General features: G+C 68.9%; 12 protein-coding genes and 1 riboswitch. Of the genes, 1 reads left to right on the forward strand and 11 read right to left on the reverse strand.

Annotated elements, in window-relative coordinates; genetic code table 11:
• Nucleotides 1–78 precede the first annotated feature (78 nt).
• Nucleotides 79–1,005: a M23 family metallopeptidase gene (locus tag ACQEVY_RS06905; RefSeq protein WP_432945885.1), complete on the reverse strand. Its 927-nt coding sequence runs from the start codon at nt 1,003–1,005 to the stop codon at nt 79–81.
• Between the two features lie 2 nt (nt 1,006–1,007).
• Nucleotides 1,008–1,171, reverse strand: a riboswitch (cyclic di-AMP (ydaO/yuaA leader).
• Between the two features lie 301 nt (nt 1,172–1,472).
• The gene (locus ACQEVY_RS06910; protein WP_432955101.1) at nt 1,473–3,572 is read right to left on the reverse strand and encodes an alpha-galactosidase; all 2,100 of its coding nucleotides are present in this window, start codon (nt 3,570–3,572) and stop codon (nt 1,473–1,475) included.
• Between the two features lie 192 nt (nt 3,573–3,764).
• On the opposite strand from ACQEVY_RS06910, the gene ACQEVY_RS06915 reads away from it, so the two are divergent.
• Nucleotides 3,765–4,562 (forward strand): tyrosine-protein phosphatase, encoded by a 798-nt coding sequence (locus ACQEVY_RS06915; RefSeq protein ID WP_432945887.1) that lies wholly within the window; start codon nt 3,765–3,767, stop codon nt 4,560–4,562.
• 51 nt (nt 4,563–4,613) lie between these two features.
• Here ACQEVY_RS06915 and ACQEVY_RS06920 read toward each other — a convergent pair whose 3' ends face one another.
• From ACQEVY_RS06920 to ACQEVY_RS06960, 9 genes are all read right to left on the reverse strand, one after another.
• Complete coding sequence (locus ACQEVY_RS06920; RefSeq protein WP_033329364.1) at nt 4,614–4,739, reverse strand: DUF6126 family protein; 126 nt, start codon at nt 4,737–4,739, stop codon at nt 4,614–4,616.
• Nucleotides 4,736–5,362 carry a helix-turn-helix domain-containing protein gene (locus ACQEVY_RS06925; RefSeq protein ID WP_432945889.1) on the reverse strand — a complete coding sequence of 209 codons (627 nt, stop codon included), beginning with the start codon at nt 5,360–5,362 and terminating at the stop codon, nt 4,736–4,738. The genes ACQEVY_RS06920 and ACQEVY_RS06925 overlap by 4 nt, the downstream gene beginning before the upstream one ends.
• A gap of 84 nt (nt 5,363–5,446) precedes the next feature.
• Complete coding sequence (locus ACQEVY_RS06930) at nt 5,447–6,853, reverse strand: aspartate aminotransferase family protein (RefSeq protein ID WP_432945891.1); 1,407 nt, start codon at nt 6,851–6,853, stop codon at nt 5,447–5,449.
• Nucleotides 6,850–8,790: a 1-deoxy-D-xylulose-5-phosphate synthase gene (dxs, locus tag ACQEVY_RS06935; RefSeq protein WP_432945893.1), complete on the reverse strand. Its 1,941-nt coding sequence runs from the start codon at nt 8,788–8,790 to the stop codon at nt 6,850–6,852. The genes ACQEVY_RS06930 and dxs overlap by 4 nt, the downstream gene beginning before the upstream one ends.
• Nucleotides 8,791–8,818: 28 nt before the next feature.
• Complete coding sequence (gene ispG, locus ACQEVY_RS06940) at nt 8,819–9,976, reverse strand: flavodoxin-dependent (E)-4-hydroxy-3-methylbut-2-enyl-diphosphate synthase (RefSeq protein ID WP_432945895.1); 1,158 nt, start codon at nt 9,974–9,976, stop codon at nt 8,819–8,821.
• 4 nt (nt 9,977–9,980) lie between these two features.
• Entirely contained in the window at nt 9,981–11,003 is a 1,023-nt protein-coding gene (gene hpnH / locus ACQEVY_RS06945) for an adenosyl-hopene transferase HpnH (protein ID WP_432945897.1), read from the reverse strand.
• Nucleotides 11,004–11,008: 5 nt separating this feature from the next.
• Nucleotides 11,009–11,650, reverse strand: coding sequence for a 1-hydroxy-2-methyl-2-butenyl 4-diphosphate reductase (locus ACQEVY_RS06950; RefSeq protein WP_432945899.1), 642 nt, complete (start codon nt 11,648–11,650; stop codon nt 11,009–11,011).
• On the reverse strand, nt 11,650–13,656 hold the full coding sequence (shc, locus tag ACQEVY_RS06955; RefSeq protein ID WP_432945901.1) for a squalene--hopene cyclase: 2,007 nt from the start codon (nt 13,654–13,656) through the stop codon (nt 11,650–11,652). Before shc ends, ACQEVY_RS06950 begins: the two co-directional genes overlap by 1 nt.
• 119 nt (nt 13,657–13,775) lie before the next feature.
• Nucleotides 13,776–14,849, reverse strand: coding sequence for a polyprenyl synthetase family protein (locus tag ACQEVY_RS06960; protein ID WP_432945903.1), 1,074 nt, complete (start codon nt 14,847–14,849; stop codon nt 13,776–13,778).
• Nucleotides 14,850–14,853 lie beyond the last annotated feature (4 nt).

A 14,853-nucleotide genomic window follows, 5' to 3' on the forward strand; every position in this document is an offset into this window, starting at 1 on the left:
GCCGGACCCGGGGATCAGGGGTCCGGCCTTCGGCGTGAGAGGGAGACGCGATCCGCCCGCGGCGGCGCTCAGGTGGCGTCAGGCGGAGACGCCGTGCGAGCGCAGGAACGCCATCGGGTCCACGTCCGAGCCGTAGTCCGGCGTGGTGCGGATCTCGAAGTGCAGGTGCGGGCCGGTGACGTTGCCGGTCGCGCCGGAGAGACCGATCTGCTGACCGGCGGTCACGGACTGCCCCTGTGAGACGGAAAGGGACGAAAGGTGGGCGTACTGGGCGTAGTGGCCGTCGTTGAGCTGGATGACGACCTGGTTGCCGTACGCGCCGCCCCAGCCGGCGGAGACGACAGTGCCCGCACCCACAGCCTTGAGCGACGTGCCGGTCGCGGCGGCGAAGTCGACGCCGGTGTGGTAGCCGCTGGACCACATGCCGCCCGACATCCGGTACGGCGTGCTGACGGTCGCGCCGTCGACCGGCATGGTGAAGCCACTCGAACTGCTGGGCGCCTCGGCGGCCTTGGCGGGCTCGGCCTTCTTCGCGGGTGCCTGGGGGGCCGCGGCCGTCTTGGGGGCCGCGGCCGCCTGGGGAGCCTTGGCCTCGTTGGCGCCGGAAGGCGCGGCGGCCTTCTTGCCGATCGTCAGCTTCTGGCCCGGGTGGATGAGCCCGGGGTCACTGCCGACGACCTGGCGGTTGTCGGCGTAGAGCTTCTTCCAGCCACCGCTGACATTCTGGGCGTTGGCGATCTTCGAGAGAGAATCGCCCGTCTTTACTTCGTACGTCCTGGTCGCGGCCTTCTTCTGAGCGGCGACCGGAGCGGACTCAACGGCCTTCTGGGAAACAGTTTCGGCCTTGTCGGAAACAGACGCGTTCGCGCTCTGCGGAGTCGCGGCCTGTGCGCCGGCGGCTCCCAGCAAAGGAAGTGCGAGAGCGGCGCCGCCTGTTGAGGCAACGGCGATCGAGCGGGTGAAACGCGCGGACTTCGGGCGGCGGTGCTTACCCTTCGCGGGCATGGCGAATTCCTCTCCGGCGCCTGCGAGGTGAGCTGTCGGGTGCGAGCTGGAGATGCCCGGCCGCGCTTTCGCGCAGCTTTACCCCAAGCCTGTTCCGGAGACCGGATCAGGCGTTGTACCTGTGGGTCCCCCGCTCCTGCCGTGTACGGATCGGTGTGCGGATTCCAGGCGGCGGCAGGATTAGGCGTCCGCCTGGATTGGTCGTGAACGTAAGCGAATAAGACGCGCAGGGACAAGCTTTGGGTTGCCTATGTGCCCCATTCTCTTGATCCTTGACCGAAATCGCCGTCACGCTCCGTGAATCACCGCTCTCCGGCTTTGCTGAAATCCCCTGTAAACGCGCTTGAATTACGTGAACATGGCGACAGCGGACCGTCACGAATATGACGCTGCTCACGCATCACGGATTCAGGAGTGCCCATTCCAGAGCGAGTTGGAATGAAGGCACTCCAATACGGACACAACTCTCAGATGCGACGCAGACGGAAAACTGCCGCATCAAGGTCCCCGCGCAGGCCGGTCCGAAGTCCGTGATGCAACAACACGGCACCTTTGTACACTTCGCCCGTTTCGAGGCATTCGTACGTCGCCACCGGGTCGAGCCCCCGCAGCCGTACGGGCGCCACGGGCTCGCCGTAACGCTGAGCCTGGAGCCAGGCAAGGACGACGACCTGGTCCTCATGGACGTACTGCACGGCGCTCAGCCCGCCCTCCGGTGCCCGCAGTCGGTAGAGGCCGCCACGCTGCACCACGGGCCGGATCTCCTTGTAGAGCGCCACCCAGTCCCGCGCCTCGGCGAGTTCCTCGTCACTCCACTCGGTCAGGTCACCACCGACCCCGAGCACTCCGGCCATGGAGCTCACAAAGCGGAAGCGCAGCGAACTCACGCGCCCGTTGAGCTGCTTGTTGGGGCTGTCGGTGACCCAGGCGGCCATGGCCCGCGCCGGGTGGATCTGACTGAAACCGTGCTGGATGGCGAGCCGGTCGAGCGGGTCGGTGTTGTCCGAGGTCCACACCTGGTCCGTACGCGCCATGACACCGAGGTCGATCCGGCCGCCACCACCGGAGCAGGACTCGAAGGCGACACCGGGGTGCGCGGCCCGCAGCCGGTCCAACAGGCCGTACAGGGCGTGCACATGGTCGACCCACAGCCGCTGCGGGTACGCCTCCCCGGGCCAGCCGGCGTCCGTGAAGCAGCGGTTGAAGTCCCACTTCACGTAGTCGATCGGAGCACTGGAGAGCAGCCCGTGAAGCTGCTCCCACAGGTACTCCTGGACGTCCTCGCGCGCGACGTTCAGTACGAGCTGATTACGCAGCTCTGTCTTCTTTCGTCCTGGTTGGTACTGAATCCATTCGGGATGCGCTCGATACAACTCACTGTCCGCATTGACCATTTCCGGCTCGACCCAGATCCCGAACTGCATGCCCAGGGCGTGCACGTCGTCGGCGAGGGGCTTGAGCCCGGCCGGGAAGCGGTCGGGGTTGGGCGTCCAGTCCCCGAGCCCGGCCCGGTCGCTGGTCCGCTTCCCGAACCAGCCGTCGTCGACCACGAACAGTTCCACGCCCATCGCCGCGGCCCGCCGGGCGAGCGCCCGCTGCTGTTCCTCGGAGATGTCGAACTCCGTGGCCTCCCAGGAGTTGTAGAGCACCGGCCGGTCCTGGTCCGCGTCCGGGATCACATACGCCCGCTGGTACGCGTGCCAGGCCCGGCTCGCCCCGCCGAAGCCGCCATCGCTCCACAGCCCCGCGAAGACCGGGGTGACAAAGCTCTCGCCCGGCTCCAGCCGCACCAGGCCGGATTCGTCGTACCCGGCGCCGCCGGTGATCTGCACGCGCGCGTCCGGGAGTTGGGCCACGGCGATCCGCCAGGAGCCGGACCAAGCGAGCGCGCACCCGTACACCTCGCCGTGCTCCTCGGTCGCCGCGCCCTCGACGTCCAGCGCGACCCACGGCAGATGCTGGTGCCCGGTGTGACCGCGCCGGCTGCCGATGACCTTCTCGCCGTACGTGAGGTCTGTTCGTACGAGCTGGGATTCGGCCGCCCAGCGCCCGTGCAGCTGCGACAGCCGCCAGCCCTCGCGCTCCGGCAGCGTCCAGGTCGCGGAGTCGGCGCGCAGGACCTCCAGGGCGGGCCCTTCGTTGGCGAGGGTCACCCAGCGCTCGACGACGTCGCTGGCGGGGCGCATCCGGTAGTGCAGCGTGATGCCGAGCCCGGAGTCGGAGAACCGCAGCCGCAGTTCGACCCCGTCCGATTCATCGGATTCATCCACTTCGTACGCCTCAAAGCGCCACTCCGTGCCGCGCCGCTCGTCCGTCCGCACGGACAGCGCCGGCCGTACGAAGCGGGGGCCGCCCTCGACCGGGTACTCCTCGTGCCCGTCGAGCGGGGACTCGAAGGGCCAGTACTTCGGTCCGGGAGCCGCGGCCAGCGCCTCGGCGTCCGCGAGCTCGATGCGCGGCCCCCAGTGCAGATGCAGCAGCTCGTCCTGGTCCGTGAGCCGCAGGGCATAACTGCTCGTGGGCCCCGAAAGCAGCCACGTACGACCGTCTTTGCCGATCTCCACCATCAAGTCCTCACAGATCCGAACAAGCTCGCTCAAGCACAACATCATCGCAGGCGTCCGCGCCTCGCCCGTACCGCCTGTGGACAACGCCCCGGCACCGCCTGTGGACAACTGAATGGCCCACGAACGCATGTCGTATGGTCGAGAGCGCGCCCCGCCGACAACAGCGTCGGCCGCCGACTGGGAGGAGCCCCCGTGACGCAGCAGGTCCCGTCGACCGAGCCCGAGCTGACCGGAGTGCGCAACTTCCGGGATGTGGGCGGCCTGCCGACCGAGGACGGCCGACGCGTGGCGCCCGGACGACTGTTCCGCAGCGGCCATCTCGCGCACGCGACCGAGGAGGACGCCGCGTTCCTCGCCTCACTGGGCCTGCACACGATCTTCGACTTCCGCAATGACGCGGACAAGAAGCTGGAGGGGCCCGACGTCGAGTTGCCGGGCGTGCGGAATGTGAACCTGCCGCTGACCGACCCGGCACACGGCGCCGAGTTCTGGACGATGGTCCGCGACGGCGATCTGGACCAGCTGCGCATGATCCTCGCGGACGGCAAGGCGGCGAACCGGATGATCGTGTCGTACCGCTCGATCATCAAGGGGCGCACGGCCGAGCACTCCCACGTACTGCACGCGATGGCCGAGGACAGCGTGCCCGCGCTGATGCACTGCGCGGCGGGCAAGGACCGCGCGGGCCTGTCCATAGCTATTACGCTCCTCGCCCTGGGCGTCGAGCGCGAGGCCATAGTGGCGGACTACCTGAAGTCGAACGCCCCCCACCGCCGCTACAAGGTGCGCCGCAGCGGCTCGGCGTCCTCGGCGTACTCCCCCGAGGTGATGGAGCTGCTCAGCCCGCTCTTCGACGCGCGCGCCGAGTACCTCGCGGCAGCGTTCGAAACGATCGAGGAGACCTGGGGCGACGTCGACACCTACCTGGAACAGGGCCTGCACGTAACCCCGAAGACGCGGGAGCGACTCCGGGAACGCTTCCTCGACTGACCTCCCGGCAGACTGACCGTCAGTCCGCCGCTCCGACGCCTCCTGAACTGCTTACTGGTTCTGCGCGCCCAGCGTGAACAGCAGATAGATGAAGGCCGCGAAGAGGTGCCCCACGGCCACGTAGATGATGAGCCGCACCCACAGAGCACGCGGGAACTTCTCTTCCATGTCCCTCATGAAGTCGCTCCAGGAGTCGTCGGGCCGAGGCACAGCGCTGCCGTAGGGCTCTGCAACAGGGTGTGCACGAAGAGCAGTTCGGCGCCGTCCCGGTCCGCGGCGGCGATCCGGTGCGGGGTCAGCGAGTCGAAGTGTGCGCTGTCGCCGGGCGTGAGCGCATGCGCGGTGTCCCCCAGGCGCAGCCGCAGCGCTCCCTTGAGGACGTACAGCCACTCCTCGCCGGGGTGGACGCGCACGATGTCGCCCTGCGCTCCATACGGGACGTGTACGCGCAGGGACTGCATGCCGCGCCCCGCCGCGCCGGCCTGCCAGTACGTCCAGCCGCCCGCCTGCGTGGGCTCCATGTCGGCGGCGCGGACGACCGCGTCCCGTTCGGGGACCGTCTCGCCGAGCAGCTCCGAGACCGTCGTACCGTAAGTACGGGCGAGCGCGAGCAGCATCGGCAGCGAAGGCTGGCGCCGCCCGGTCTCCAGACGGGAGAGATGGGCGGGCGACAGTCCGACGGCGCGGGCGGCGGCCTCCAGGGTGAGGGAGGCGCGGCGCCGCAGCTCACGCAGTTGCGGCGCGACGGAGGGCAGCTCGGCGGACGGCTCTTCGGCCGCCCCCGGCTCGGCGGGGCTCATGCCTCCATTCAGCCGGAGCTTTGCCTCACCGGCAAATCCCTTGCCTACGAGGCAAACACCGAAAGCACCGAAGGCGCGGCACCCCTACCTGTTGGCCACCGCCTGCTTCACCAGCGTCTTGCCGAAGTCCCACATCAGCCCGCCGCCGTTGTGCGCGTCGTCCATCACATCGGTGAAGGCGTCCACGAAGCGGTCCACGTCCCGTTCGCCGATGATCAGCGGCGGAATCAGCTTTATGACCTCAAGGTGATCGCCCGAGACCTGCGTGAGGATCCGGTGCCGCTGGAGCAGCGGTACGACCACCATCTGCGCGAACAGCCCCTTGCGTGCCGCCTGCAGCATGGTCCAACGGCTGCGCAGCTTCAGCGACTTGGGCCTGCCGAACTCGATGCCGATCATCAGCCCCCGGCCGCGTACCTCACTGAGCAGCTCGTACTTGTCCACGAGCGCGGCGAGCCGGGACTTCAACTCCTCTCCCATGGCACGGGCGTTCGCGACGATCTCCTCGTTCTCCAGCACGGAGAGCACGGCGAGGCCGGCGGCCATGGCCTGTGCGTTGGTGCCGAAGCTCGCGGAGTGCACGAGGACGCGGTCCATCGAGGAGTAGACCTTCTTGAAGATCCAGTCCTTGCCAAGGGTCGCGCCGACGGGCACATAGCCTCCGGACAGCGCCTTCGCCACACACACCAGGTCGGGTTCGATTCCGGTTTCGTGCTGGTAGGCGTAGAAGTCTCCGGTCCGTCCGAGCCCGGTCTGCACTTCGTCGGCGATGAGCAGCGCATTGTGCCGGTGCAGCAACTCCTGGGCGGCGCGCAGATATCCGGGCGGCGACTCATGGACGCCCTTGCCCTGGATCGGCTCGACGATCAGAGCGGCGACGTCCCCCTTCCTCAACTCCCTTTCCAGTACGTCCAGATCGCCGAGCGGCACCGCGGTGTCGGGCAGCAGCGGTGCGAAGCCGTCGCGGAACCCGGACTCGCCGTTCACGGACAGCGAGCCGGTGGTCAGCCCGTGGAAGGCGTGCGCGCAGTAGAGAACGCGCGGCTTCCCGGTCGCGTACCGCGCGAACTTCAACGCCGTCTCGACCGCTTCCGTACCGCTGTTCCCGAAGAACACCCGGTCCAAGTGCGGGCTGTGGGTGAGGAGTTGCTCGGCGAGGAGACCCGGCAACGGCTGGCAGTCGAAGCGGGTGAGGTCGGCGAGCGAGGCGTCGAGGACGTCGTGCAGCGCCTTGCGGACGACGGGGTGATGGCGCCCCAGGCCCATCACCCCGAACCCGGCGAGCATGTCCAGGTACTCGTTGCCCTCCGCGTCCCAGAAGTACGCGCCCTCGGCCCGCTCGTAGTACTTGTCGAAGCCGATGGTGTGGAGCATGCGCGGGAGCTGGTGGTTGAGGTGCCGGGCGTGCAGCTCGTAGCGTTCGCCCGCACGCCCGGCGAGTAGTTTGCCGAGGTCGAAGTCCCCGGACGGCGAAGGGGTTTCGGCGGTCATGCCTGTTTCTCCTTGGACGCGTGCACCTTGGCGGCGGCGAGTTCGGCCTCCGGGCGATCCGGGCTCGCTGACCGGGTGGCCAGACCCGCGCTGATCCGTCCCGCGATCTCGACGGGTGTGAGGCCGATGTCGGCCAGCACCTCCCCGCGCTTGGCGTGCGCGAGGAACTGCTCCGGAATCCCGAACCGACGTACGGGCACGTCGACTTCGGCATCTCCCAGCGCGAGGGCGACCGCCGCGCCCACGCCGGCGGCCCGGCTGTTGTCCTCGACGACGGCCACCAGGCGGTGCTCGGCGGCGAGCGGAGGCAGCGCGGGATCGACCGGCTTGACCCAACGCGGGTCCACCACCGTGCAGTTGACGCCCCGCGCCTCCAGCAGCTCAGCCGCCTGGAGACACACCGGCGCCATCACACCGACAGCGACCAGGAGCACTTCGGGCCTCTCGCCCCGGTGCAGGACGTCCAGACCGCCCACCCGGTCGACCGCGCCGATCGACGGTCCCACCGACTCCTTGGGGAAGCGCAGCAACGTCGGCGCGTCGTCCACGGCCACCGCCTCCCGCAGCTGGGCCCGCAGTTGGTCGGCGTCACGCGGCGCGGCGATTCTCAGCCCCGGCACGACCTGCAGGATGGACATGTCCCACATACCGTTGTGCGACGGCCCGTCAACTCCGGTGACACCGGCCCGGTCGAGCACGAAGGTCACTCCGCAGCGATGCAGCGCGACATCCATCAACAACTGATCGAAGGCACGGTTCAGGAAAGTCGCGTACACCGCGACGACCGGATGCAGTCCGCCCGTCGCGAGCCCGGCCGCGGACACCGCGGCGTGCTGCTCGGCGATGCCGACGTCCCACACCCGGTCGGGGAACCGCTCCGCGAACTTCGCCAGGCCCACCGGGTGCAGCATGGCCGCCGTGATCGCCACGACGTCCTCGCGCTCCTCCCCGATCCGTACGATCTCGTCGCCGAACACCGCAGTCCAGGCAGGCCCGTTGGAGGGCGAGAGCGGCTCGCAGGTGAGCGGGTCCATCACACCGACCGTGTGGAAGTGGTCCTCCTCGTGGGCGAGCGCGGGTTCGTAACCGCGGCCCTTCTCCGTCAGACAGTGGATGAGTACGGGCCCGTGGAACCGTTTCGCGCGCCGCAGCGCCGACTCCACCGCACCCACGTCGTGCCCGTCGATGGGCCCGACGTACTTCAGTCCCAGGTCCTCGAACATGCCCTGCGGCGCGAACGCGTCCTTGAAACCCTTCTTCGCGCCGTGCAGCGATTCGTAGATTGTGGTCCCGATGACCGGCGTGTTCAGCAGTACGTCCTTGCCCCACGCCAGCACCTTCTCGTAGCTGTCGGTGGTCCGCAGCGTCGCGAGATGGTTGGCGAGGCCCCCTATGGTCGGCGAGTAAGAGCGCTCGTTGTCGTTGACGACGATGATCAGCGGCCGGTCCTTGGCGGCGGCGATGTTGTTCAGCGCCTCCCACGCCATGCCGCCGGTGAGCGCGCCGTCCCCGATGACCGCGACGACATGGCCCTTCTCCCCTTGCACCTGGCGGGCCTTGGCGAGTCCGTCGGCCCAGCCGAGCGCGGTGGACGCGTGGCTGTTCTCGACGATGTCGTGCTCGGACTCCTCGCGCGAGGGGTAGCCGGACAGGCCGCCCTTGCCGCGCAGCTTGGAGAAATCCTGACGTCCCGTCAACAACTTGTGTACGTAGCTCTGATGGCCGGTGTCCCACACGATGCGGTCGACCGGCGACTCGAAGACCCGGTGGAGTGCGATGGAGAGTTCCACCACCCCCAGATTGGGCCCGAGATGCCCGCCGGTCCTGGCGACCGCGTGCACCAGGAACTCCCGGATCTCGTCCGCCAGTTGATTGATATCCGCCTCGGACAGCGCCTTCAGGTCGCGTGGTCCCCGGATCGTCTCCAGAATCGTCACGCTAGGGCCCCCTCTCGATCCGTGCTGTTCAACTCACGGTGACGGCCGGATCCCCCGACGCGACGCCGTCCTTCTGCATCTGCTCCGCGATCTTCATCGCCTCGTCGATCAGGGTCTCCACGATCTTCGACTCGGGCACCGTCTTGATGACCTCGCCCTTCACAAAGATCTGCCCCTTGCCGTTGCCGGAGGCGACCCCCAGGTCCGCCTCCCTCGCCTCGCCAGGACCGTTCACCACGCAGCCCATGACCGCGACCCGCAGCGGAACCTCCATTCCGTCCAGACCGGCCGTGACCTCGTCCGCCAGCTTGTAGACGTCCACCTGGGCCCGGCCACACGATGGGCAGGACACGATCTCCAGGCGCCGCTCCCGCAGCCCCAGCGACTCCAGAATCTGGATGCCGACCTTGCACTCCTCCGCAGGCGGGGCGCTCAACGACACCCGGATGGTGTCGCCGATGCCCTCGCTGAGCAGCGCCCCGAAGGCGACCGCCGACTTGATCGTGCCCTGGAAGGCGGGACCGGCCTCCGTCACCCCCAGGTGCAGCGGGTAATCGCACTGAGCGGCCAACTGCCGGTAGGCGTTGACCATCACCACCGGATCGTTGTGCTTCACCGAGATCTTGATGTCCCGGAAATCGTGCTCCTCGAACAGCGACGCCTCCCACAGCGCCGACTCCACCAGCGCCTCCGGCGTCGCCTTGCCGTACTTCTGCAGCAGCCGCCGATCCAGCGAGCCCGCGTTGACCCCGATCCGGATCGGCGTGCCATGGTCCTTGGCGGCCCGCGCGATCTCCTTGACCTTGTCGTCGAACTGCTTGATGTTGCCGGGATTGACCCGCACCGCCGCACAGCCCGCCTCAATCGCGGCGAACACATATTTCGGCTGGAAATGAATGTCCGCGATCACCGGGATCTGCGACTTGCGCGCGATGGTCGCCAGAGCGTCGGCGTCATCCTGCGTGGGACAGGCGACCCGTACGATCTGGCAGCCCGACGCCGTCAGCTCGGCGATCTGCTGCAGCGTGGCCCCGATGTCCGAGGTACGCGTCGTCGTCATCGACTGCACCGACACCGGCGCCCCACCCCCGACCGCCACCGGTCCGACCTGGATCTGCCGCGAGACGCGGCGCTCCGCGATCGGCCGGACCGGCAGCTCGGGGACCCCGAGGGAAACTGCGGTCATGGCGTCACCCGTGGTTTCCGGAGACGGTCTCGCGTGCGGCGCGCAGGGACTCCTTGAGGGAGCCCATGGTGGCCAGGACCGCGGTGGGCTCGTAGCCGCAGTGCGCCATGCAGTTGGCGCAGCGCGGGTCCTTGCCCCGGCCGTAGGCGTCCCAGTCGGTGTCCTCGATGAGTTCGCGGTACGTCGTGACGTAGCCGTCGCTCATCAGGTAGCAGGGCTTCTGCCAGCCGAACAGCGAGTAGTTGGGGATCGCCCACGCCGTGCAGGGGAAGTCGACCTTGCCCTCGAGGAAGTCGAGGAACAGCGGCGAGTGGTTGAGCCGCCAGCGCCGCCGGTTGCCGCCCGCGAAGGCCTTCTTGAAGAGCTCGCGGGTCTGCTCGACGCCGAGGAAGTGCTCCTGGTCGGGTGCCTTCTCGTAGGCGTAGGCGGGCGAGATCATCATCTCGTCGACCTTCAGGTCGTCGTTGAGGAAGTTGAGCACCTCGATGATGGTCTGCGGTGTGTCGGTGTTGAAGAAGGTCGAGTTGGTGGTGACCCGGAAGCCGCGCCGCTTGGCCTCCTTGATGGCCTCCACGGCCTCGTCGAACACCCCCTCCTTCGCGACGGACTCGTCGTGCCGCTCGCGCAGACCGTCGATGTGCACGGCGAACGCGAAGTACGGCGAGGGCTTGAACTTGTCCATCTTCTTGCGCAGCAGCATGGCGTTGGTGCACAGGAAGACGTACTTCTTCCTGGCCACGAGCTGCCGCACGATCTCGTCGATCTTCGGGTGCATCAGGGGTTCGCCGCCGGCGATGGACACCATGGGCGCACCGGATTCGAGCACCGCCCCGACGGCCTGCGCCACCGGCATGCGCTGCTTGAGCACTCCGGCCGGGTGCTGGATCTTGCCGCAGCCCTCGCATTTCAGGTTGCAGGCGTACAGCGGTTCCAGCTCGACGATGAGCGGAAACTTGTCCCGCTTGCGCAACTTCTGTTCAAAGAGATACGTCGCGACCTTGATGGACTGACGGAGCGGCATGGCCATCTGGCTCACCTCCTGGGGAGCAGCAAAGAACGGTGCCATTCGAAGAAAGCGGGAAGGACGGCACGAAGAACGCGGAAAGCCGATATTCCACCGCGTACCGTGCCGATCCGGACGAGTTCATGTTCTGGAGCGTCCACGACCACCCGGACGGCCGCAACCGGGCGGGCGCCCGCGCGGACGGCGCTGTGGAGTGTGGCCGCCGACTCCATGTCGACCGCGATTGCGCCGGTCCTGAGCAGTTCCGACCGTTCATGTCCGCGGACGACGTGGTCGGCGCCGGTGAGCGGTCCGGTGTGTACGGTGCCCCCGGGTACGGCACGCACCAGTTCCTTGACGAGCAGTTCGGTGCCCACGCATGGGGTGTGCCCCCGCGCGTCCCGGGTCTCTTCGGCGACGACCAGGTCACCGGGGTGCATGCCGGGCGCGAGTCCGGCGCAGAAGCCCGTGGCCAGGACGGCCGCGTCCCGCAGCGCCGGACCGGCGAGCGCCCGGTTGATCGCCCGGTCGGCGGCCAGGGGTCCCATGCCGGTACGCAGCACGGTGACCGGGCCGTCCGCACCGCCGCGCCCGCCGCCGCGCAGGGCGAGGCGTTCGATGCCGAGCGCGCAGGCGATCAGCAGCGGGGCGGCGGCAGGTGTCATGGCCATCAACTCCCCTTCGCCTGCGGGCCGCTGAACGGCTCGCCGTGGACGTACCGGCCGAGCGCGGTCAGCGGGAAGACCTGCCGGTAGAGGTGGTAGTTGATCGAGAAGTCCCACGGGAAACCGGTGCCGGTGAAGTACGGCTCGTCCCAGGTGCCGTCCTCCCGCTGCGTCTGGGCGAGCCAGGCGATCCCGCGCTCCACGGCCTTGGACTCCCGCTCCCCCGCCGCGAGCAGCGCGAGCAGCGCCCAGGCGGTCTGCGAGGCAGTCGAGGCGCCCCGGCCGCTCCATTCCTTCACGTACTTGTAGGAGCGCAGGTCCTCGCCCCAGCCGCCGTCGTCGTTCTGCACCGTCTCCAGCCAGGCGACGGCACGGCGGATCGCCGGATGCGAGCCGGGCAGTCCGGCGGCGGCCAGCGCGGGCACCACGGACCCTGTGCCGTATACGTAGTTGACGCCCCAGCGGCCGAACCAGGAGCCGTTCGCCTCCTGTTCGGCGAGCAGCCACTCGATGCCCCGCCGGGTGCGGGGATCGTGGGACAGCCCCTCGACGGCGAGCATTTCCACGACGTGCGCGGTGACATCGGCGGATGGCGGGTCGATGACCTCGCCGAAGTCGCAGAACGGCAGCCGGTTGGGGAAGGAGCTGGTGTTGTCGACGTCGAAGGCGCCCCAAGCGCCGTTCTTCGACTGCATGCCGAGGTTCCAGCGCACCCCGCGTCCGATGGCCTTCTCGACGCGCTCCGGGTCGGGGTGCTTGACGCGGCGCAGCGCGAGGACGACCTCGGCGGTGTCGTCGATGTCGGGGTAGTTGTCGTTGTGGAACTCGAACGCCCAGCCGCCGGGCGGCAGTTGGGGCCTGCGTACGGCCCAGTCGCCGGGCCGGACGATCTCCTCGCCGAGCATCCAGTCCACGGCCTTCACCAGCTGCGGATGGTCGGCGGGCAGGCCCGCGTCGGCGAGTGCGATGGTCGCGAGGCAGGTGTCCCACACCGGTGACTGGCAGGCCTCGATCATCCGGGCGCCGTCCTCGCGCCATACGGCGAACCGGTCCAGGGACTCCAACCCGGCCCGCATGACGGGGTGTTGGAGGTCGTAGCCGAGCAGACGCAGGGCGATGATCGAGTACACGGCGGGCGGCTGGATGCCGCCCCAGCAGCCGTCGTTCTCCTGCCGCTCGATGATCCAGCGGGCTGCACTGTTCATGGCGGCCTTGCGCAGTCGGCGCGAGGCGACCTTCCGGTAGCCGTGCAGCGCCTTGTCGAGCCGCTGGAAGACGCCGTCCCAACTGGCCGCCGGAGCAAGGGGCTTGGCGGGGTTCGGGTTGGCCGGGTCGGTGTGCAGTTCGTCGAGCGGGAACGGCGCGGGCCGTACCGGGCGCTTCGCCGAGACGATGGTGAGGGGCACGATGGTCTGCCGGGCCCAGCATCCGAAGTCGTAGATGTTCAGCGGCATCCACTTCGGGAAGTAGATGAGCTCCGGCGGGAGTTCGGGCAGGTCGTCCCACTTCCACCAGCCGAACAGGGCCAGCCAGATCCGCGTGAAGACCCGAGCGGAGGCGATGCCGCCCCGCTCACGGATCCACGCCGAGGCCTTCGCCATGTGCGGCGCGTCCGGGCTGTCACCGGCCAGCCGCAACGCGACGTACGCCTCGATGGTGGTGGAGAGTTCGCCGGGCCCGCCGTAGAACGTGCTCCAGGCGCCGTCCTCGCGCTGCTCGCCGCGGATGAACAGTCCGGCGGCATGCTTGGTCTTCTCGTCGAGGATGCCCAGGAACTGGCGGAGCAGCAGGTCCTCGGCGTCCATCGTGACGTTCGTCTCGAGGTCGCCCTTCCACCAGCCCTCGGCGTCCTGCGTGGCGAGCAGGAAATCGGTGGCGCGCTGTATCGCGCGCTGGGCGGCGTCCGATACGTCCAGGCTCCCGGCCGCCACGGGAGTCGTCATACGGGTTTCGCTGGCCGAGGCTGCGCGGGGCGACAGGGCCCCGGTGCTTCCGTCGGTCGTCGCTGTCATGGCTTCCCCTTCGTGCAGTGTGCAATCGGTGCGTTCTGCTGTGGGTCCGCCGTCGGCCGGTGCTCGGGTTCCCGCGACACCGGCCGGCGACTACGCGAGGGCTATTCGACCGATAGTGATCATCTCTTTCGTACGACGACGAAGTCGGCGAGCGCCACCAGCTCGGCCCGTACCCGGTCAGGCATCGAGATCGAGTCCAGGGCGTCGATGGCGGTCGTGTGCTGGCGGCGGGCCTCCTGAGCGGTCCACTCGCGGCCGCCCGCCTCCTCGATGAGCGCGGCACGCGTGGCGAACTCCTCCTCGGAGAAGTTCTCGAAGTCACTGGCCTTGGCGTCCTCGGCGAGCAGTTCGCCGAGCCGTTCGGAGGCCGGTCCGCCCGCCGCGAGAGCGGCCACGACCGGCAGGGACTTCTTGCGCTGGCGCAGATCGCTCCAGGGCCGCTTGCCGGTGGCCTCCGGGTCGCCCCAGATGCCCAGCAGATCGTCCACGGCCTGGAAGGCGAGGCCGAGGTGGTAGCCGTACTTCTCCAGCGTGTCGGCCGTGTGGTCGTCGGCGCCGCCGAGCACCGCGCCGATGGAGCAGGCGCAGGCCAGCAGAGCGCCCGTCTTGTTGCCCTCCATCTCCAGGCACTCCGCGACGGTGACCCGCTCCCGGTGCTCGTAGGAGATGTCCTGCGCCTGACCGTCGATCAATGCGCGGGTGGCGGTGGTCAGGCGGCGCGTGGCGCGACCCGCCTCGGCCGTGCCGAGTTCCAGGAGGATCTCGTTGGCCAGCGCGAACAGGGCGTCGCCGACGAGGATGGCCTGGGCGGGGCCGTGCACCTTCCACACGGTGTCGCGGTGCCGGCGCTGTTCGTCGCCGTCCATCAGGTCGTCGTGCAGCAGCGAGAAGTTGTGCACCAGTTCAACGGCGACCGCACCCGGCACGCCCACCTCGGGGGCGGCTCCGGCGGCCTGCGCGGACAGGACGGCGAGCGCGGGGCGTACGGCCTTGCCGCCGTCGCCGTCCGCGGGGTTGCCCTCGGCGTCGATCCAGCCGAAGTGGTAGGCGGCGACGGTGTCCATGGGAGGGGCCAGGCGGTCGATGGCCGCCCGCAGTACCGGTGTGGCCAGGGTCCGGCCGCGCCCCAGGAGCGCGGTCACGTCCACCGAGGTCCCTCGAGCGGGCGTCGATGCCGGGGGCACAGTGGGCACAGTC

The organism is Streptomyces sp. CA-288835 (assembly GCF_050936385.1).
Classification (GTDB): domain Bacteria; phylum Actinomycetota; class Actinomycetes; order Streptomycetales; family Streptomycetaceae; genus Streptomyces.

Coding starts and splice junctions, on each gene's coding strand:
- ACQEVY_RS06905 (WP_432945885.1), bottom strand. CDS start 1,005: ATGCCCGCGAAGGGTAAGCACCGCCGCCCGAAGTCCGCGCGTTTCACC.
- ACQEVY_RS06910 (WP_432955101.1), bottom strand. CDS start 3,572: ATGGTGGAGATCGGCAAAGACGGTCGTACGTGGCTGCTTTCGGGGCCC.
- ACQEVY_RS06920 (WP_033329364.1), bottom strand. CDS start 4,739: ATGAGGGACATGGAAGAGAAGTTCCCGCGTGCTCTGTGGGTGCGGCTC.
- ACQEVY_RS06925 (WP_432945889.1), bottom strand. CDS start 5,362: ATGAGCCCCGCCGAGCCGGGGGCGGCCGAAGAGCCGTCCGCCGAGCTG.
- ACQEVY_RS06930 (WP_432945891.1), bottom strand. CDS start 6,853: ATGACCGCCGAAACCCCTTCGCCGTCCGGGGACTTCGACCTCGGCAAA.
- ispG (WP_432945895.1), bottom strand. CDS start 9,976: ATGACCGCAGTTTCCCTCGGGGTCCCCGAGCTGCCGGTCCGGCCGATC.
- hpnH (WP_432945897.1), bottom strand. CDS start 11,003: ATGGCCATGCCGCTCCGTCAGTCCATCAAGGTCGCGACGTATCTCTTT.
- ACQEVY_RS06950 (WP_432945899.1), bottom strand. CDS start 11,650: ATGGCCATGACACCTGCCGCCGCCCCGCTGCTGATCGCCTGCGCGCTC.
- shc (WP_432945901.1), bottom strand. CDS start 13,656: ATGACAGCGACGACCGACGGAAGCACCGGGGCCCTGTCGCCCCGCGCA.